This window comes from Natrinema hispanicum (assembly GCF_004217335.1).
Lineage (GTDB): Archaea > Halobacteriota > Halobacteria > Halobacteriales > Natrialbaceae > Natrinema > Natrinema hispanicum.
Genome location: NZ_SHMP01000004.1, coordinates 68,936 through 86,314 on the forward strand (window position 1 = coordinate 68,936; position 17,379 = coordinate 86,314).

Genomic DNA, 17,379 nt, shown 5'->3' on the forward strand with positions numbered 1-17,379 from the left:
CAGATCGACAACACTCGTTGCCACCGTCGAAACCCCCTTGCCGGGGGCCTCCATAGCCGGGAGCAAGAGTCCGATCATGACGACCGCGACCGTCAGCGTGGGCGCACGACTCCACGTTGGCTTCCAGAACCTCTCGCTTGCCCGCGAGCGACTCTACGGCGGCATCGGCGTCGCGCTCGAGGAGCCGCGGGTAACCGTCACCGCCGAACCGGCCACCGACATCAGGACCGACGACGAGTTGGTCGGCCGGTACGCACGCCGGGCCGTCGACGTGCTCTCCGTTCCCGGCGTCGCGGTCACGCTCGAGGAGTCACTGCCGCGCCACGTCGGGTTGGGCAGCGGCACCCAGCTGGCGCTTGCCGTGTTGACGGCGACAGCGCAGGCCCACGGTCTCGAGGCGCGCGTCCGCGAGCACGCCCCGGCGATGGGCCGGGGCGGCCGCAGCGGTGTCGGTGTCGCCACCTTCGAGGACGGCGGGTTCGTCGTCGATGCTGGCCACCCGACGGCTCGGTTTACGACCGAGCCGCCGGTCGAAGGCGACTGGACGGTCCCCCCGGTCGTCGCCCGCCACGACCTGCCCACGGAGTGGCGCTTTCTCGTCGTCGTCCCCGATGCAGACTCTGGCCGTAGCGGCGACGACGAGGACGCGAGTATGCGCGCGGTCGTCGAACGCGCCGATCCTGCCGTCGCCGATGAAATCGCCTGCGTCGTCATCCGGAAACTACTGCCCGCCGCTGCTGCAGGCCGACTCGAGGCCTTCGGCGAGGCGATCGCCGAAATCGGTCGCAAGAACGGTGTCTGGTATGCCGACGCGCAGGGCGGCGTCTTCAGACCACCTGCAGGCGCACTCGTCGAATCGCTCGAGAGTTGTCCGGTGCTGTCGGGCGTCGGCCAGTCGTCGTGGGGGCCGGTCGTCTACGGCGTCACCGACGTCGCCCACGCCGCAGAAGCCGAGGCCGCGGCACGAGACGCACTCGCCGACCACGGACTCGAGGGACGGGTTATCCTCGCGGAACCGGCACGACACGGGGCTCGGGTTTGCACGGACGGCGATCGAAGGCAGGCGTGACCGACCCGCTGTGAGGTGTGTTCGGGACGGCCTGACGCGACCGACTCGATCGAAGTGGAGTCTTTTTGCGTGCCGAGTTCGTAGGCCCACGATATGCAGTTTTGCGACGATTGCGGCTCGATGATGAAAGCCCAGGGCGACCGCATGATCTGTACGAACGACGAGTGTGGTGCCTCGAGCGAACGGGACCGCGAGCAGGAAGACGCGTTCGTCACAACCGAGTCACAGACCGACGGCGACGTGATCGAATCCGACGAGAACGCAAACTTCGAGGGGAAACCGAAGGCCACCGACGTGATCTGCGACGAGTGTGGCAACGAGGAGGCGTGGTACACCCTCAAGCAGACCGCCTCGGCAGACGAGCCGCCGACGCGGTTCTTCAAGTGTACTGAGTGCGGGAAGAAGTGGCGCGGCTACAATTAATACCGCGTTTTCAGCGGCTGCGGCGACTGGGACACTAGCGGATCGCTCGACGACTAGTTAGGTATGTGGTATCAATACACAAGGAATAAGCAGTGGCTCTCCATACAGTGCGTATGGACGCGATAGATCGGCCGACGTTTGCGTCTGAAGACAGCAGGCGAATTTACGAGTACGTCGAACGACACGGGACCGTCGAACGGCACAAACTCCGTGACGTCGTCTCGCTTCCGTCCGAGGAGTTTCAGGACCGACTCGAGGAGTTGAAAACTGACGGGTATCTCGAAGAGGATGGCGGCACGTTCCGGATCGCACTCGAGTTCGGGGCCATCGAGAAACACGACTTAGGCGAGTTCACCGTCACCGTTCGACCCGCACGCCAGCGAGACTTCGACGGCCTCATCGAGACCATCCGTGACGTCACCTCGGAGGAGACCTACGTCGTCGCTGAGACGATCGCCGAGCAACTGCTGCACGAACATACCGTCAGCAGACATAACGCGGTGGAGTCCCGGGTGTTCTTCGTTGCGACCGTCGACGGCGACGTCGTCGGCTGGACTCATCTCGATCTCCATCAGGTCGATCCGGTTCGCGAAGTCGCCCAACAGACCGTCGGCGTCCGCGAAGCCTACCGGGGACACGGCATCGGGAGCACGCTCTTACAGCGGGGGATCGAGTGGGCCGAAGCCAACGGCTACCGCAAGGTCTACAACAGCGTGCCGGTCGTCAACGACGGCGCGCTCGAGTTCCTGACTGCACACGGGTGGAACACCGAGGCGATCCGCAAGGACCACTACACGATCGACGGCGAGTACATCGACGAAGTGATGATGGCCTACGAGCTGTAGCCCCCATCCCCGCGAGCGGCCCGTCGATCGATCCCACGTCGGGCGCAACGTTCACGTCGGTTCGCACGAATCGACGGGTAGACGAATGTCCGATGGCCCGCGGTTGCCGGGCGTCGAACGCGAGGACGACGAGGACCGGATCGTCTGTCACGTCGACGCCGACTGTTTCTATGCGTCCTGTGAGCGATTGCGCGAGCCCGACCTCCGCGGCGAGCCTCTCGTCGTCGGCATGGGCTACGAGGCCGGCGAGACCGTCGGCGCGGTCGCGACCGCTAGCTACGAGGCTCGCGAGTTCGGCGTCGAGAGCGCACAGGCCATCTCGACGGCCCTCGAGCGACTGCCCAGACGCGCAGCGTACGAGGCCGACGAGCTGGACGACGACCTTGAGCGCGGCGAAACCGGCTACTACCGGCCCGTCGACATGGACTACTACGAGTCGGTCGCAGCCGACGTCCGCGAGATCCTCCACGACTGTGCCGACGTGGTCCGCGAGGTCAGCATCGACGAGGCCTACCTCGACGTGACCGACCGCACGGCCTGGGAGGTCGCCGACGGCTTCGCCCGTCACATCAAGGACCGAATCCGGCGGGAAGTCGGCGTCACCGTCAGCGTCGGCGTCGCGCCAACGATGAGCGCGGCCAAGATCGCCAGCGACTTCGACAAACCCGACGGGTTGACGGTCGTCCGACCGGGCGAACTGCGGGACTTTCTCGAGCCGCTCGAGGTCGACTTGCTCCACGGCGTCGGCCCTGTAACTGCCCGTGAGCTTCGGGAGATGGGGCTGGAGACGGCCGGCGACGTCGCCGCGGCCGATCCGGAGCCGCTGGTCGAGCGCTTCGGCGAGCGCGGCCGGGAGCTATACGATCGCGCCCGCGGGGAGGACGACCGCCGCGTCGAGCCGAAAGGCGACCCCAAGAGCTTCTCGCGGGAGTCGGCCTTCGCCGAGCCGGTCACGGAGCCGACCCCGAAGTACGACCAGATCGAGACGCTCGCGGCGGCCGTCGCGGATCGCGCACAGCGAGAAGGCGCACTCTACCGGACGATCGGCGTCAAAGCCGTCACGCCGCCGTACGACGTCAACACGCGCGAGCGATCGCTGCCCGGCCCGGTCGACGATCCCGAACTCGTCGACCGGATCGCCCGCGACCTCTTTGCCGAGTTCGAGGCCGAGCCCGTCCGCAAACTCGGCGTCCGGGTGGCAAACCTCGAGTTCGCGGCCACCGATCAGGCCAGCCTCGAGAGCTGGGAGCAGAGCGGGGACGAGCCTGAGCCGAGCAGTGAGCCGTCCGGGGAGACTGCATCGAGCGACGAGCACGTGGCTGGACAGTCGTCGCTGACCGATTTTTCGTGAGGGACCACCACGCTGCCGCCTGTCCGATCGCGTGTCACTGAGACGGACAGGACTCCGAACTGAATCGAACATTGAAATTATAACCCATGGCCAACAATCAGGAGACAGACGACACCGTCGCTACGCTCACATGACAGATGACTTCTACGACCTTCTCGAGATCCCTCCTGACGCCTCTCAGGACGAGATCAAAGACGCCTATCGCGAACAGGTTCGGGTCTATCATCCCGACCTGAACGACGACGACCGTGCGCAGGCCCAGTTCACCGCGGTCAAGACTGCCTACGACACTCTCGGTGATCCGGTCGAACGACAGGCCTACGACCGACTCGGTCACAAAGACTACGTCGCCAAACGGACCAGCGGCCTGCCCTCGCCCGACGTCTGGAAAAGCAACGATGGAGACGACGAGGAAACCGACGGGACGGAACTGAACGATTCGGAATCAGAGACGAAATCGGCCGCCGAAGCGACGGCTGGGTCCGGAACGGCTGGCTCGAGCGCGAGCGCATCGAATCGCTCGTCGACCGCGAACGCTGGTGCGACTGGCTCGACAACGGGATCGACAGCGACCGGCACCGCCAGCGCGAGTACGACCGGCACTGCACAGCGTACCGCGAGCGCAACCGGAACAGGGACCGGGACCGCCGGAGGGAGTGACGCGGGGACGGCCGGGCGGACGACGAGTCCCGCAGGCGAAACGGCTCACGGAACCGGCGGCTCGAGCAAGAGGGACACCCAGACCGGCGCACGATCGGCGACGACCGGCAACCCCGTCATTCGCTGGTGGCGTCGGCAGAACCTCTCGTTGCCGCTGCTCTGGCTATCGCTGTTCGTGTACGTTGCTGGCCTCGGTCACTTCGCGCTCGCGAACGAATCGACACTTGCAACGCTTTGGGCCGACGTACGCGCGCTCGGGGCGGATCCATCGGGGATCTTGGCGTTGCTCTCGGCGAGTCGCCACGGACTCGAGACGACCGTGGCGTTCGTCCGGGGTGTCGAGGTCGTGGCGTCGCCGCTGGAATCGACGCTGTGGTACGCCGCGATGGCGGGTGTGGTCGCGCTCGCGGTGGCTGCGCTGCTCGTAACGCGCATCGTCCGCCGGGAGAACCCGTGGGGTGCAGTGACGATCGACGAGACGATCGTCGTCGCGCTCGCGCTGGGGGTGACGACGACGCTGGTCGGCGGGCCACTGCTCGCAGGAGCGGTTCTCATGCCGCTGTTGTTCGGCGTGATCGTCCGCCACACGAGGCGACTGCCCGGCTGGACGCCGTCGTATTTGTACGTCGTCCCCGTGCTCGCCCCGGCCGCGGGGTTCGTCGCTGCGACAGTGGACGCGGCCTCACTGCCCGTCGACCTCGCCGCGTTCGTCCTCGTCCCGCTGTTCGGCGGGCTGGCGCTGCCAGTGCGAGCGACTATCCGGAAACACTTCGGTCGTTGAGACGGGCGCTGTCACTGTATCCCGGCGGTCCACACGACAGGTCGCGGGTGCGCCGACACTGACCGATAGCGGTCCATCGGAAGTCAGGAATTCGCGGGCTCGAGCGACGCTCACGGGCCGATCTCGCCGGGCAGTTCTCCGTACCGAACGGTTAAAATGCGACAGGGGGCAATGTGTCGCATGGCCAAATATTCGACCGGTTCGTCCGGCGGCGGTGGCGGGACGAACTGTGAACTCTGTGGTGCCGAGAGCGACTCGCTTCGGCTCGCGTCGGTCGCGGGAGCCGAACTCGAGGTCTGTCCGGACTGTGCACCACACGACGATTCGCAGACCCACGGCCGGGACCGAACGCGAAGCGAGGGGAACGCGAGCGGTAATCGCTCGAGCGACGAGCCAAGTCGCAAACAGAAGGCAGCCCAGAACGTCGCGAAAGCGAACCCGGTCTGGGACGAAGACTCCGAACACTGGGAGAGCGAAGGGACGAATTACGACGACGATCCACTCCCATATCTCGTCTCGGGCTACGGCGAGGCCGTCGTCGAGGCTCGCCGGGAGGCCGGCCTCCAGCGTGCGGAACTCGCCGAGGAACTCGACGCACCGGAGACGGACATCCTCGCCGTCGAACAGGGTCGTGCGACCCAGGCTGGCATCGGTGGCGGCCTGATCACGGCGCTCGAGGAGCGACTCGACGTGACGCTGTCGGAGTAACCACTAAATTTCGGCTGTCGTGATAGTCATGGCGGGCAGAGTTTTAGTGGCGGACGACAGACTGTGACCGATGACCGGACAACGGGCGGCAGCGGAGCCGTACGCCACGCGGTTCGAGACCGAAGTGACGTCGATCGACGACCGGCGCGTCTAGCTCGAGCGGAGTCACTTACTACGGTGCGAGCAGCGGGCAGCCGGCCAATCGCGGGACGATCGGCGATATCGCGGTCGGCGACGAACTCGAGGACGTGTACGTGCCGCTGGAATGTCGGACCTGACCCCGGATCGCTCGAGGGGAGAGTCAATCGAACCGGTCGCCACTGTCACGTTTCGTCACTGATCTGTTCCCAGAGGCTACACCAGTCTTCGACTGCGACGTAGCCTTCGACTTTCGCACAGGCACCCCACGTGTCTCCGTTCTGGTCGGGAATGAACTCCGCACAGTTCCCACAGGATTGACCTGGGGGAGCCGTTTCCGCTGCGATCGCCTCGACGGACTCCATGAAGTTCACGTCCGCTTGTGTCTGCAGGTCGTCGGGATCACGCTGCTCACCGGCCTGGGAGGACGCCGTTCGGTACTCGTTCGGAACCGCAGCCGTGGCCAATTCGTCTTCGGATAGCCCGTCTGGAACCGACGGTTCGGGCAGTTCCTCGTAGATCGTACACCAATCTGCGCCGTCGATGTAGCCTTCGACCTCCGCGCAGGCACCGAACGTGTCGCCGTTCTTATCGGGGATGTAGTCGGCACAGTTCGCACAGCACATGCCCGGCTCGTGTGACGAGTAGTCACCGGCTTCGTCGTACTCCGAGAAGTCGACAGCTGCTTTCGGGGTCAGATCGTCGGGATCTCGTTCTTCGTCACCGAGCGACAGCGCCGTCCGGTATTCTTCCGGCACCGGGCCGCGTTCGAACTCCTCTTCTGAGACGCCTTCTGGGAGTTCTTCCTCGGCTTCCGAATCTTCCTCGCCGTTTTCGTCTGTCCCGCCCTCACCGCTATCACCATTGCCCGTGTCATCGACGCATCCGCTCAACCACACGATTCCTGCGGTGCTGCCAGCAGTGGCAGCGAGATACGCCCGCCGATTCCACTCGTCGATGTCGTCAGGCCACCGCCCAGGCGTGTTATCTCCCACCATGGGAATTCTATCTCTCCTGCGAGGATAAATGACAAGGGTACATACATCCGATTGTGACCTTCCGGTCGGCGTGTACCCCGTGGTTCCCAGCAGTAGTTTCTGCTCGGATACGTGTGGGTCACCTTGCTTACGGAGGGTGGAAACTATTACTATCTTAGGAGTGAACGGCATTCCATGGGCATCGACTACTCTCAGTTACACGACCCGAACGCCGAGTACACGATGCGGGATCTCTCGAGCGAGACGATGGGGATCACGAACGAGCGGGGCCACGGGCGGGACGTCGAGATCACCGACGTCCAGACGACGATGGTCGACGGCAACTTCCCGTGGACGCTCGTGCGGATCTATACTGATGCGGGGATCACCGGCACCGGCGAAGCCTACTGGGGCGCTGGCGCACCCGAATTGATCGAGCGGATGAAAGCCTTTCTGCAGGGCGAAAACCCGCTCGACATCGACCGGTTGACCGAACACCTCATTCAGAAGATGTCCGGTGAAGGCTCGATCGGCGGCGTCACCGTGACGGCGATTTCTGGTATCGAGGTCGCGCTGCACGATCTGGCCGGGAAAATCCTCGAGCTCCCTGCCTACCAACTGCTGGGCGGCAAGTACCGCGACGAGGTGCGGGTGTACTGCGACTGTCACACCGAGGAAGAAGCCGACCCGATCGCCTGCGCTGACGAGGCCGAGCGCGTCGTCGAGGAACTGGGCTACGACGCCCTGAAGTTCGACCTCGACGTGCCAAGCGGCCACGAGAAGGACCGCGCGAACCGCCACCTTCGCCCTGCCGAGATCGAACACAAGGCGTCGATCGTCGAGGCGGTCACCGAACGCGTCGGCCACCGAGCAGACGTCGCCTTCGACTGTCACTGGACGTTCTCGGCGGACAGCGCCAAACGGCTCGCGAAGCGTTTGGAGGAGTACGACGTCTGGTGGCTCGAGGACCCCGTCCCGCCGGAGAACCACGACGTGCAACGCGAGGTGTCACAGTCGACAATGACGCCGATTACTGTCGGCGAGAACGTCTATCGCACGCACGGCCAGCGCCGACTGATCGAAGAACAGGCCGTCGATATCATCGCACCGGACATGCCCAAAGTCGGCGGGATGCGTGAGACCCGGAAGATCGCCGATCTGGCGGACCTCTACTACGTTCCGGTCGCGATGCACAACGTCGCCTCGCCGGTCGCGACGGTCGCCAGCGCTCACGTCGGCGCGGCGATCTCGAACGCACTGGCAGTCGAATACCATTCCTACGAACTCGGCTGGTGGGAGGAGCTGGTCGAGGAAGACGTCATCGAGGACGGCTACATCGAGGTCCCCGAAGAACCCGGGCTAGGCGTCACGCTCGATATGGACGCGGTCGAAGCGCACATGATCGACGGCGAGGAACTCTTCGACGAAGCATAGGTCTCGACCCACGCCTCGAGCGCCGGTCGATCACGCGTCGCCGTCTCGACATCGGATGAGTGTGCTGGTCGTCCCTTTATGCTGCTTGTCGGGGTCGCTATGGCCATGTCTTCGGAACAACCAACCCGCAGACGAGCACTGCGGATGATCGGGGCGACCGTGGCAGTCGGCGGGCTCGGTGCCGGCTCGAGTGCCGCCCAGAACGGAGAGGACGGTGACGACGGCGTCGACAGTCCGTATACGGCGGTGTATCGCGACACGATCGATTCCGTCGTCCTGGTGACCGTTGCTGGTCCGCGTGGCCGTGGCGGCCTCGGGTCGGGGTTCGTCATCGACGAGCAACACGTCGTGACCAACGACCACGTCGTCTCGAGTGCGACCGACGACGGGGTCGAACTCCAGTTTAACACCGAGGAGTGGCGCACCGCGTCGATCGTCGGTACCGATCCCTACAGCGATCTCGCCGTCCTGCGTGTCGAGAACATGCCCGACGCTGCGTCCGGACTCTCGATCGTCGACCGCGAACCCGCCATCGGCCAGGAGGTGCTCGCCCTCGGCAATCCGTTCGGCCTCGACGCTTCGATCTCGCAGGGAATCGTCAGTGGTGTGGATCGGGTATTACCCAGTCCGTCCGGGTTCTCGATTCCGGCTGCGATCCAGACCGATGCACCGGTCAACCCCGGCAACAGCGGCGGCCCGCTCGTAAATCTCGAGGGTGAGGTGTTCGGGGTCGTCTTCGCCGGTGCCGGGCAGGCGATCGGCTTTGCGATCTCGCCGCGACTTGCCAACCGGGTCCTTCCTGCGCTCATCGAGGACGGCACGTACGAGCACCCGTACATGGGCGTCGCCGTCCAGCCCGTCGGGCCGGAGATCGCCGACGCGGTCGGTCTCGAGGACGCGACTGGTGTCCTCGTCGTGGAAGTCGTCCCGGACGCGCCCGCCGCCGATGTCCTCGAACCGGCGACACCCGGCCAGCCCAGCAGCGGCGACGTGATCGTCGCGATCGACGGCCAGCAGGTGCAAAATCAGGCACAGCTGTTGTCTTATCTCGCGCTCGAGACTGCACCCGGCGATACGGTCGACCTCACAGTCGTTCGGTCGGGTGACGAGCAGTCGGTCGAAGTGACGCTGGACTCGAGGCCGGAATCGCAACTGCCACAGACGCCGATCGGCCCCGAGCGATGAGTCGATCTCGCGGACCGATCGCGGCCGCGATGGCTGTTACTCCCACGCTGCTGTCCGGACATGCCGAAACCGCTTTCGGCCGACAGTAGCTGCGGCGGGCTCAATCGACAGCTGGATCGGTTCGGAGGCGATCGGTGGCGTCTCTTGGATGCGTCCCAACGACGAGTCGGTGTGGCCACTGGTATGTGAGTTCGAGAGCGTCGCGTGCCACCTTCAGGTGGAGTATCACGTTGGCGTAGCCTTTTGCCGACCCGTCGCGTACTGTGTGTGATGTTACCACGACAACGCAGAAACGACCCGACCAGTGATCGACGGGTCGCTGCAGAACTCACACGGCTGAAACGAAAGGTAGCGAAGACGGAAGCCGAACAACGCCGGCTGCGAAATACGATCCGGGGGCTGGCCCGCGAAACGGATGTCACGCTCGGCTGTTCGTGTCCACACTGTGAGCAGTCGTATATGCTCGTTCGAGACGGGCAGATGTACTGTCCGTCGTGTTCGAATCGACGCTCGGTGTAGCCAGACAGCAGTTTGAACTGTTTGACTGTCATCCTGATCACCGCTAAAAACTATGTCACTCGTTGTGGGACGGACACAGGAGGGAACCCATGCCTATCGATAACCTCGCACGGAGTGATGTCGTTACAGCGTCGATCGACGAACCGGTTCACGAACTCGCAGCGATGATGCACGACGAAGACGTCGGGAGCATCGTCATTACCGACGACGAGCCAGTTGGGATCGTCACCGATCGCGACCTGACGATGCAGGTGCTCGGCGAGCAAGCCGATCCGGACGAATTGATGGCTGAAGACGTGATGTCGGACGGCCTCCAGACGATCGAACACGACGCCGGATTCTACGAAGCGACCGAACTGATGAGCGAACACGGCATCCGACGGCTCCCCGTCACGGATGCAGACGGTGCCTTGCAGGGTATCATCACGGCCGACGATCTCAACGAACTCCTCGCCGAGGAACACCAGGCGCTGGCGAACGTCATTCAGGCACAACGGCCACCGTACTGACCGACCGTCCGAACCAGCTTTTAGCCCGCGTCGCTGGCGTCGCAACGGCCAGCGGACGCGTTCGTTCCACTGCTGGACGTCACGATAGGTGTCGGTCCACCCGGGCACGCTGAACGTCTGTGGTGTGACTTTCCGTTAGCCGCTAGGCCCCTTCCTGGCGGAAGCGCCTCCCCTGTTCGTAGATCGTGACGAGTTCTTCGATGAACTCTTCGAGGGTCTCGTCGTCCTCGAGGTGGCCGTTCATGCGTTCGACGAGGTCGTCATCGAGTTCGATCGGGTGGACCATCATCGCTGCTACCGCTCGCCAGCCGAATAACGCATCCCCGTCACAGTTCGCGATCCCGAATCGAACGTTCGGTCTGTTTCGTAACCGCCTCGAGCCCGTCGCTGATCCGGACCTCGTATGGGTCGGGTTCGCTTACGTGCCGGCAGCGCTCGGGCAGGGCCTCGAGTTCTCGACTGGCGCGCTGCCGGATCGTCGCGAGCTCCGGCGGGGTGTAGACGAGCGATCCGTCCTCGAAAATCGGCTCGAGTTGGGGGGCTCCGGCCTCGAGCGCTTCGTCGCGTCGGGCGAGGACGTCGTACTGATACTGCCCGTCGCGTTCGACCCGATGGAGCGCTTTCTGTCCGGGATAGGTGACTTTCCCGGGCGAGAGTTTCATGCTCGGTGCGAGCGCCCCATCGCGCTCGACGGCGGTCAGTTTGTAGACGACGCCGCTGTTGGGCGCGTCCGCGCTCGTGGTCAGTGCCGTTCCCGGACCGAACGCCGATGCGACGCCGTCGTCGTCGAAAAACTCCCGCAGGAAGAACTCGTCGACGCCCGAGGAGACGACGATGGACGCGTCGTCGACGATCTCGCGGACCTGTTTCGAAAGCTCGGTCAAATCGCCTGAATCCAGACGTACCCCACCCAGATCGACGTCGCGGTCCGCGGCGACAGCGACCGCTCGCTCGGCACCGGTGATCGTATCGTAGGTGTCGACGAGGTAGACCGTATCGTCGCCGTAGACGTCGGCGAACGCCGCGAACGACGCGCGTTCGCTCTCGAAACTCTGGACCCACGAGTGTGCCATCGTTCCGTACGTCGGAACGCCGTATCGCTCGCCCGCTAGCATGTTCGAGGTGCCGTCGAAGCCGCCGATGTACGCCGCCCGCGCGGCCGTGAGTCCGGCGTCGGTCCCGTGAGCGCGGCGCGACCCGAAGTCGACGAGGTCTTGTCCGTCGCCGTGTCTGCGAACGACGTCGGCCATGCGCGCCCCCTTCGTCGCGACGAGCGTCTGGAACCCGACCTGATTGAGCACGAACGTCTCGAACAGTTGTGCCTCGTGGATCGGCGCGGTGACTTCGAGCAACGGCTCGTTCGGGAAGACGAGCGTTCCCTCGGGAAGCGCCCGGATCTCGCCGGTAAACTCGAACCCGTCCAGATACGACAGGAACTCCGCATCGAACCCCTCCTCGGCCAGATAGTCGAGCGCCCGGTCGTCGAACGCGAGAGTCTCGACGTAGTCGATCACCTGCTTGAGGCCGGCGGCGATCGCGTAGCCGCGGTCCGGTGGGAGCTTCCGGAAGTACAGTGAAAACGTCGCCGTTGGTGTGTGATCTGCCTCGTAATACCCTTGCAGCATGGCGAGTTCGTACCGATCGGTAAACAGTGCACGATCGCGGGGGTCAAGGGAGCTGCCTGTCGGTTGCGTCATGTTCTTCGTGTGTGTCGACACCGGGACGCCCGAAATAGGTCCGACCTGATATGGGCCGCTGCTGGCGACTGTTCGTCACAGCCGCCGTGATCGTCCGCTGTCGGGAACGATCCGCGACGGTCGACGCCGACTCCCCAGCCAAAGTCGAATCGACTGCCGCACACGACGTCTCGAGGCGTTCCGAACGAGCATCGAATCGGACCCGCAATCCTGATCGGCAATACAAGAATAGAACATCGAGTTATAATTCGCCGCTAAACAGTCGCGTTCTAGTGATTCTTGTCTGTACTATTGACAATTCTTTAGTCGTTTTGGCGCATCCCTGCGTACAGGTGGCGGGATTGTCCACTCAATCGTCAGTATCGCTCTCGTTTCAGGTGCTTGGAACGGTCGTCCTGTTTCTCTTTGCAATCCAGCTACTGGGTTCGGCGGTTGAGACACTCTCACCGGTTCTCAGACAGATTCTCGAGCAAATCATCGTCGGCGATCGCTCGGCGCTTGGCGTGAGTTGGATCGCATCATACGTGTTAGCAAACGGGTCGATCGTCGCTGCCCTGTCGCTTACGCTGTTCCGTTCGCACCTCGTCGTCCCGTCGCAGCTGTTTCTCATGGTCGTCGGCTCGCGACTCGGTGGGGCTGCGATCGTGCTCTTTATCGGGGCGTTCGATTATCTGAACGAAGAACTCGAGTCGGTGAGCGAGTCGGTGCGACTCGGGGTGCTGACGTTTTTGCTCACTCACTCGATTTATCTGCCGGTGCTCGTGGTGGGATACGTCTTGCTCCCCGTCGTCGAATCGTGGAACGTCTCCAATCCCGTCATCGCCGGCGAGACGGGAATCGCCGATCGGCTGGTACCTGAAACGGATGTGAACATTCCAGACCTCATCCCGGTGTTCACGGAGGGAATCATCAACGCTGTCGGCGCAGTCGTGGCGTTTCTCTTGGCGCTTGGGTTGATTTTCTTGAGTATGCGGCTTTTCGACCGCATACTCGACAGCGTCGACAAACAGCGGTTGCGAGATCGGTATGTGAAGCGCTTGAACGATAAGTGGACCTCGTTTACCATCGGACTCGTTTTCACCGGGCTCACAATGAGTGTCGCGTTCTCCCTGGGCGTGGTCGTGCCACTCTACAACCGCGGTCATATCAAACGACGCGAGATCATCCCGTATATCCTGGGCGCAAATATCGGAACGCTGGTCGACACGCTCATTATCGCAGTGGCGCTGGACGTTCCTGTTGGCGTGCTAACTGTCGCGTTGTTACTCGGTCTCGGGTTTCTCATCTCGTTGCTGCCGTTACTATTCTATAACCGGTATGTCAGCGGTATTTCCGTTCTCTATGAGCAACTCGTCGATAACAGGGGCTACTTTATTGGCTTTCTCGTCTCACTGTTGTTCGTCCCGCTACTGCTGATCGGTTTGCGATAGGCCGTCACTATAAGCCTCGAGCCGTCGTGTCTGACGCTGTGACCAGCGCCGAGCCACCCCCGATCGAAACCGACGGGCTGACCAAGTACTACGGGGACGTCCGCGGGCTCGAGGACCTCTCGATTGCCGTCGAGCGCGGGGAGATCTTCGGCTTTCTCGGCCCGAACGGCGCGGGGAAGTCGACGGCGATTCGCGTCCTGCTCGGGCTGTTGAAACCCACCGACGGCGAGGCCCGGCTGCTGGGACATGACGTCACGGACCGAACCGAACTGCGCGAGGCGAAACGCCACCTCGGCTACCTGCCCAGCGACGTGACGTTCTACAACCGCGTGACGGGAGCGGACGTTCTCGACTACTTCGGCCGACTCCGTGGCGACCAGCGGCGGGCCGAACTGCTCGAGCGGTTTCCGGTCCCCCTCGACCGAAACGTCAAGGCGTACTCGAGTGGCAATAAACAGAAACTCGCCATCGTCGCGACGTTCATGCACGATCCAGCGCTGGTCATCATGGATGAACCCACGTCGGGGCTCGATCCGCTCGTCCAGAACGAGTTTTACGACCTGCTCGATGAACGCCAGGAACAAGGTGGGACGAGCTTCTTTTCCTCACACATCTTGAGCGAGGTGCGCCGCGTCTGCGATCGCGTCGGGATCATCAGGAAGGGCCGGCTGATCGAACTCGACACCGTCGACAACATCCTCGAAGCGGGTGGGACAGTCGTCACCGTCCGTCTCGAAGAGAATCCACCGGCGTCGGCACTCGAGTTTCCGGGCACAGCACACGTCGAACGGCAGGACGAGACGTACCGGCTCGTGCTCGCACAGGAGTTCGATGCGCTGATCGACCGCTTACACGAGTACACTGTCCGCGACCTGACCGTCCGTGAGGCGTCCATCGAGGACGTGTTCATGCATTTCTACGGCGAGGCCGACGAGGACGAGCGAGAGCGCGAAGCGCAATCAGGGGCCGACAGTTGATGCGATCGATCACCGCCGTCGAAACCACCAGATCGCTGCGAGCACGAACACGACCGCGACGGCGGCGAACGGAGCGACTGAGTCGACGTCGGTCGGCTCGTCGGTGTCAGCGATCGCGACTTGCGTCGTCACCGGATCCGTCCTCGTGCGATCCCCAGTCTCGGTGTCGTAGATGAGCGTCACCGCGACGCCGGTCGTCGTCTCGATCGCGTCCGTGGACGACTCGAGGGCGAACCGAACTGTTTCTGACTCACCGGCCTCGAGCCGCCCGATGTACGCCGTCGGCGACTCGCTCGAGAGCGGCGGCGTCACGTTCAGCGTTGCGACGACGTCGGTCACCGTCTCGGAGCCGTCGTTCGTCACTCGAACCGTATAGACCCCTGATCCGTCGACTGGAATCTGGTCATGGACCGGCGTGATGTCGAACGAACGAGCATCGTCGACGGGGATCAGCACTGGGGACGGGCCGCCGGTCACGACGATTTCGTCGTCGGTGTCGCCATCGTCGTCCTCGTCATCATCGTTGTCGTCCTCGTCGAGGGTGTACTGGACGGTTGCGAACACCGGATAGTCTCCCGGTTCGACGCTGGCTGCACTGACGTCGATGGTGACGGTCTCGGTCTCGTCGTCGTCGAGTTCTTCGAGGGAAATCGCCTGGCTCGTCTGTGGTGCCGTCGGCGGGCCAAACGTCACTGTCCCCGTCGACTGGAGCGTGACGACGACGTCTGTTACGTCCTCGTCGCCGTCGTTTGTCACCTCGAAGGTCATCGTCGTCGTCTCGCCCGCACGGACGGACTCGTTCTCCGCGACGGCAACGGTGACGTTGTCATCAGCCGGCTGTAGTACGGGGAAGCCTGCCGCTTCCGCCGTCGATGGTCCTGTCCTCGAGGTGTCGATTCCCTCCGTATCTGCAGGTGCGGGCGATTCGGGTTGAGGACGAGGGCGGACGGCTGCTCTATCGGCAGTGCCGTCCCCGTCGGCCGTCGGAGTCGACTCGTTGCGCTCCGTTACGTTGTCAGGAGCGCTGACTTGTGGCGCGACGACACCACCGCCATCGGGAAGCGCAGTGACACTGCCGGTGCCGCTTGTGAACACCACCGCGGCGAGCACGAAAGTGACGACGACAGTGCGGCGACGTCGTCGCCGTGCCGACTCACCCTTCGCGTCCGTCATATCCGATCCGAAACGGGCGATTACGGCATAAACCACGAGGCCTGTTCCAGCCGCGAACGACTGACTTACTCGAACGCTCGGCGACCAACACCGTGTTACGTTGCGTCGTCTCGCCCGACAGTCCAGCACCTATAAGCCGCTGTCGCCCGTCCGGACGCGACGGTTCGACGCCGTATGCTCGAGATCACCTCGTTCGAGGCGGGCCGTCGGCTCCGTGGATCGCTGTTACTCGCCGGTGCGCTGATCGCATTGATCGTGCTTACGGTCGCGCTCTTTCCGTCGATCGAGGAGACGGGTGTCGATTTCGACGCCTATCTCGAGTCGCTGCCGCCGGAGGCGACGCGGGCGTTCGTCGGGAGCGTGACGACGCTGACGACGATCGAGGGGTATCTCGTCTCGCAGCTCTATCAGTTCGGCTGGGTGTTGCTGCTCGCGATCTACTACGCATACGCCGCCGCGTCGACGGTTGCCGGCGAGGTCGAACGCGGCACGGCAGAGGTGATGCTGACGTTACCAATCTCGCGGACGCGGTTCGTCGTCGCGAAGTTTCTGTCACTCGTGCCGGGACTGGTCCTCGTCAACGCGATCACGTTTCTGGCGATCTATCTCGGCGTGGAACTCATCGGCGAATCGGTGTCCGTGAGCCGGCTGTTTGCCATCCACGCGTACTCCATCGCGTACTTACTCGCCTGTGCTGGCGTCGGACTGGCTGCTTCGGTCACGTTCGATTCCGTCCGTCGGGCACAGACCGTGGGTGCAGGGACCGTCTTTGGGCTGTTTTTGCTCGATACGTTTACCTTCGACACCGATTACGAGTGGCTCGGCGATATCGCGTTCTCACGCTACTTCGATCCGGGCGCGATTCTCGTCGATGGCGATCTCTCGTGGTCCGATCTGTCACTCCTCGTGGTCGCCGTCGTCGTCCTCGTCGTTTTGAGTAGCGAATTCTTCGAGCGGCGCGATCTCTCCGGGTGAGACCGCTCGCTCGACGACCCGGAATACGCTTTTGAGACTGGGCGTCGCATGATGTGATGATGCCACATACCCTTCTGGTCCCGTTCGACGGGTCGCCGCTGTCCAAACGCGCACTCGAGTACGCGATCGACGAATACGACGACGTCTCTCTCGTCGTACTTCACGTGATCGACCCGAACGACCCTGGCTACAGCTCCGCCGTCGATGTCGATGTCCGAACCGAACCGCTCCACGGGTCCGACGCCTGGTACGACCGTGCCCACGAGGTCGAAGCACAACTCTTCGACGAGGCGCGTGAACTGATCGGCGATATCGACGGCGAGGTAATGACCGAATCGACGGTCGGCGACCCGGCACGCGAAATCGTCGACTACGCCGACGCACACGACATCGACGAAATCGTCATCGGGAGCCACGGCCGCTCCGAGACGAGTCGCACCTTACTCGGAAGCGTCGCCGAACTGGTCGTTCGCCGCTCGCCGGTGAGCGTCACTGTGGTTCGCGGTTCGGAAACGGGATAACTGGCAC

18 protein-coding genes and 1 pseudogene are annotated in these 17,379 nt (G+C 63.5%); 15 read left to right on the plus strand and 4 right to left on the minus strand.

The window, feature by feature from the left end:
- Positions 1 to 76 precede the first annotated feature (76 nt).
- The 7 genes and pseudogenes from BDK88_RS07390 to BDK88_RS21710 all read left to right on the plus strand — a co-directional run.
- Positions 77 to 1,069 (plus strand): beta-ribofuranosylaminobenzene 5'-phosphate synthase family protein, encoded by a 993-nt coding sequence (locus BDK88_RS07390; RefSeq protein ID WP_130499882.1) that lies wholly within the window; start codon positions 77 to 79, stop codon positions 1,067 to 1,069.
- Between the two features lie 93 nt (positions 1,070 to 1,162).
- The gene (locus BDK88_RS07395) at positions 1,163 to 1,492 is read left to right on the plus strand and encodes a transcription factor S (protein WP_130499883.1); all 330 of its coding nucleotides are present in this window, start codon (positions 1,163 to 1,165) and stop codon (positions 1,490 to 1,492) included.
- A gap of 113 nt (positions 1,493 to 1,605) precedes the next feature.
- Complete coding sequence (locus BDK88_RS07400) at positions 1,606 to 2,337, plus strand: GNAT family N-acetyltransferase (protein WP_130499884.1); 732 nt, start codon at positions 1,606 to 1,608, stop codon at positions 2,335 to 2,337.
- A gap of 85 nt (positions 2,338 to 2,422) precedes the next feature.
- A complete protein-coding gene (gene dinB, locus BDK88_RS07405; protein ID WP_130499885.1) occupies positions 2,423 to 3,688 on the plus strand; it encodes a DNA polymerase IV in 1,266 nt (421 codons plus the stop codon).
- A 130-nt stretch (positions 3,689 to 3,818) separates the two neighbouring features.
- Positions 3,819 to 5,129 (plus strand): J domain-containing protein, encoded by a 1,311-nt coding sequence (locus BDK88_RS07410; RefSeq protein ID WP_130499886.1) that lies wholly within the window; start codon positions 3,819 to 3,821, stop codon positions 5,127 to 5,129.
- Between the two features lie 180 nt (positions 5,130 to 5,309).
- Entirely contained in the window at positions 5,310 to 5,837 is a 528-nt protein-coding gene (locus BDK88_RS07415) for a helix-turn-helix domain-containing protein (protein WP_130499887.1), read from the plus strand.
- A 70-nt stretch (positions 5,838 to 5,907) separates the two neighbouring features.
- Positions 5,908 to 6,073 (plus strand): annotated as a pseudogene (locus tag BDK88_RS21710) (alanyl-tRNA editing protein); the annotation flags it as partial.
- A gap of 87 nt (positions 6,074 to 6,160) precedes the next feature.
- Here the strand turns inward: BDK88_RS21710 and BDK88_RS07425 are convergent.
- Positions 6,161 to 6,973 (minus strand): high-potential iron-sulfur protein, encoded by an 813-nt coding sequence (locus BDK88_RS07425; protein WP_130499888.1) that lies wholly within the window; start codon positions 6,971 to 6,973, stop codon positions 6,161 to 6,163.
- Between the two features lie 174 nt (positions 6,974 to 7,147).
- On the opposite strand from BDK88_RS07425, the gene BDK88_RS07430 reads away from it, so the two are divergent.
- The 4 genes from BDK88_RS07430 (at position 7,148) to BDK88_RS07445 (ending at position 10,599) form a co-directional block, all read left to right on the plus strand.
- A complete protein-coding gene (locus BDK88_RS07430) occupies positions 7,148 to 8,386 on the plus strand; it encodes a mandelate racemase/muconate lactonizing enzyme family protein (RefSeq protein WP_130499889.1) in 1,239 nt (412 codons plus the stop codon).
- A gap of 105 nt (positions 8,387 to 8,491) precedes the next feature.
- Positions 8,492 to 9,571 carry a S1C family serine protease gene (locus tag BDK88_RS07435; protein WP_165396925.1) on the plus strand — a complete coding sequence of 360 codons (1,080 nt, stop codon included), beginning with the start codon at positions 8,492 to 8,494 and terminating at the stop codon, positions 9,569 to 9,571.
- A gap of 270 nt (positions 9,572 to 9,841) precedes the next feature.
- On the plus strand, positions 9,842 to 10,090 hold the full coding sequence (locus BDK88_RS07440) for a hypothetical protein (protein WP_130499890.1): 249 nt from the start codon (positions 9,842 to 9,844) through the stop codon (positions 10,088 to 10,090).
- Between the two features lie 89 nt (positions 10,091 to 10,179).
- Positions 10,180 to 10,599, plus strand: a complete 420-nt coding sequence (locus tag BDK88_RS07445; RefSeq protein ID WP_130499891.1) for a CBS domain-containing protein — start codon at positions 10,180 to 10,182, stop codon at positions 10,597 to 10,599.
- Between the two features lie 142 nt (positions 10,600 to 10,741).
- Here the strand turns inward: BDK88_RS07445 and BDK88_RS21115 are convergent, their stop codons facing one another.
- The gene (locus BDK88_RS21115) at positions 10,742 to 10,888 is read right to left on the minus strand and encodes a DUF7557 family protein (RefSeq protein WP_165396920.1); all 147 of its coding nucleotides are present in this window, start codon (positions 10,886 to 10,888) and stop codon (positions 10,742 to 10,744) included.
- A gap of 37 nt (positions 10,889 to 10,925) precedes the next feature.
- A complete protein-coding gene (locus BDK88_RS07450) occupies positions 10,926 to 12,296 on the minus strand; it encodes a nicotinate phosphoribosyltransferase (RefSeq protein WP_130499892.1) in 1,371 nt (456 codons plus the stop codon).
- Positions 12,297 to 12,628: 332 nt separating this feature from the next.
- Here BDK88_RS07450 and BDK88_RS07455 point away from each other — a divergent pair, with 332 nt between their 5' ends.
- On the plus strand, positions 12,629 to 13,726 hold the full coding sequence (locus tag BDK88_RS07455; protein ID WP_394342661.1) for a sodium:phosphate symporter: 1,098 nt from the start codon (positions 12,629 to 12,631) through the stop codon (positions 13,724 to 13,726).
- Positions 13,727 to 13,764: 38 nt separating this feature from the next.
- Positions 13,765 to 14,703, plus strand: a complete 939-nt coding sequence (locus BDK88_RS07460; RefSeq protein WP_130499894.1) for an ABC transporter ATP-binding protein — start codon at positions 13,765 to 13,767, stop codon at positions 14,701 to 14,703.
- Between the two features lie 9 nt (positions 14,704 to 14,712).
- Here BDK88_RS07460 and BDK88_RS07465 read toward each other — a convergent pair whose 3' ends face one another.
- Positions 14,713 to 15,876 carry a COG1361 S-layer family protein gene (locus BDK88_RS07465; RefSeq protein ID WP_130499895.1) on the minus strand — a complete coding sequence of 388 codons (1,164 nt, stop codon included), beginning with the start codon at positions 15,874 to 15,876 and terminating at the stop codon, positions 14,713 to 14,715.
- 174 nt (positions 15,877 to 16,050) lie between these two features.
- Here BDK88_RS07465 and BDK88_RS07470 point away from each other — a divergent pair, with 174 nt between their 5' ends.
- Together BDK88_RS07470 and BDK88_RS07475 are read left to right on the plus strand one after the other, a co-directional pair.
- Complete coding sequence (locus BDK88_RS07470; protein WP_130499896.1) at positions 16,051 to 16,851, plus strand: ABC transporter permease; 801 nt, start codon at positions 16,051 to 16,053, stop codon at positions 16,849 to 16,851.
- 59 nt (positions 16,852 to 16,910) lie between these two features.
- The gene (locus BDK88_RS07475) at positions 16,911 to 17,372 is read left to right on the plus strand and encodes a universal stress protein (protein WP_130499897.1); all 462 of its coding nucleotides are present in this window, start codon (positions 16,911 to 16,913) and stop codon (positions 17,370 to 17,372) included.
- The last annotated feature ends 7 nt before the right edge of the window (positions 17,373 to 17,379 follow it).

What these genes read in the sequence shown, in the direction of transcription:
- BDK88_RS07410 (WP_130499886.1), top strand. Translation starts at nt 3,819, where the DNA reads ATGACAGATGACTTCTACGACCTTCTCGAGATCCCTCCTGACGCCTCT.
- BDK88_RS07415 (WP_130499887.1), top strand. Translation starts at nt 5,310, where the DNA reads ATGGCCAAATATTCGACCGGTTCGTCCGGCGGCGGTGGCGGGACGAAC.
- dinB (WP_130499885.1), top strand. Translation starts at nt 2,423, where the DNA reads ATGTCCGATGGCCCGCGGTTGCCGGGCGTCGAACGCGAGGACGACGAG.
- BDK88_RS07465 (WP_130499895.1), bottom strand. Translation starts at nt 15,876, where the DNA reads ATGACGGACGCGAAGGGTGAGTCGGCACGGCGACGACGTCGCCGCACT.
- BDK88_RS07435 (WP_165396925.1), top strand. Translation starts at nt 8,492, where the DNA reads ATGTCTTCGGAACAACCAACCCGCAGACGAGCACTGCGGATGATCGGG.
- BDK88_RS07400 (WP_130499884.1), top strand. Translation starts at nt 1,606, where the DNA reads ATGGACGCGATAGATCGGCCGACGTTTGCGTCTGAAGACAGCAGGCGA.
- BDK88_RS07470 (WP_130499896.1), top strand. Translation starts at nt 16,051, where the DNA reads ATGCTCGAGATCACCTCGTTCGAGGCGGGCCGTCGGCTCCGTGGATCG.
- BDK88_RS07440 (WP_130499890.1), top strand. Translation starts at nt 9,842, where the DNA reads ATGTTACCACGACAACGCAGAAACGACCCGACCAGTGATCGACGGGTC.
- BDK88_RS07430 (WP_130499889.1), top strand. Translation starts at nt 7,148, where the DNA reads ATGGGCATCGACTACTCTCAGTTACACGACCCGAACGCCGAGTACACG.
- BDK88_RS07425 (WP_130499888.1), bottom strand. Translation starts at nt 6,973, where the DNA reads ATGGTGGGAGATAACACGCCTGGGCGGTGGCCTGACGACATCGACGAG.
- BDK88_RS07475 (WP_130499897.1), top strand. Translation starts at nt 16,911, where the DNA reads ATGCCACATACCCTTCTGGTCCCGTTCGACGGGTCGCCGCTGTCCAAA.
- BDK88_RS07390 (WP_130499882.1), top strand. Translation starts at nt 77, where the DNA reads ATGACGACCGCGACCGTCAGCGTGGGCGCACGACTCCACGTTGGCTTC.
- BDK88_RS07450 (WP_130499892.1), bottom strand. Translation starts at nt 12,296, where the DNA reads ATGACGCAACCGACAGGCAGCTCCCTTGACCCCCGCGATCGTGCACTG.
- BDK88_RS07395 (WP_130499883.1), top strand. Translation starts at nt 1,163, where the DNA reads ATGCAGTTTTGCGACGATTGCGGCTCGATGATGAAAGCCCAGGGCGAC.
- BDK88_RS07445 (WP_130499891.1), top strand. Translation starts at nt 10,180, where the DNA reads ATGCCTATCGATAACCTCGCACGGAGTGATGTCGTTACAGCGTCGATC.
- BDK88_RS21115 (WP_165396920.1), bottom strand. Translation starts at nt 10,888, where the DNA reads ATGATGGTCCACCCGATCGAACTCGATGACGACCTCGTCGAACGCATG.